1 pseudogene is annotated in these 275 nt (G+C 66.2%); it reads right to left on the reverse strand.

Going from position 1 to position 275, the window contains the following annotated elements:
• Positions 1-275: pseudogene (locus tag SM753_RS20565) on the reverse strand (BMP family ABC transporter substrate-binding protein); the annotation flags it as partial.

A 275-nucleotide genomic window follows, 5' to 3' on the forward strand; every position in this document is an offset into this window, starting at 1 on the left:
GCTTGAGCGCGTCCGTCTGGAGGAACCCGACGCAGACCGCGAGGTCGAAGCTCGGGTTCGACGAGGACGCGTACTCGCTCTGGAGGGCCTGCATCTGGCCGGGGGAGTCCGGCACCTCGTTCCTGTACTCGACGCCGTACTCGACGCGCGAGCGCTTGATGCCGCGGTTGGCCATGTCGTTGAACGAATCGTCACCGAGGCCACCGGTCGCGTACACCATCCCCACGTAGGTGTCGCCGTCGTCGAACTGTTCGGTCGTCGTCGTCGGTACCTCG

Origin of the sequence: Halostella sp. PRR32 (assembly GCF_034808085.1) — an archaeon.
GTDB lineage: Archaea > Halobacteriota > Halobacteria > Halobacteriales > Natronoarchaeaceae > Halostella > Halostella pelagica.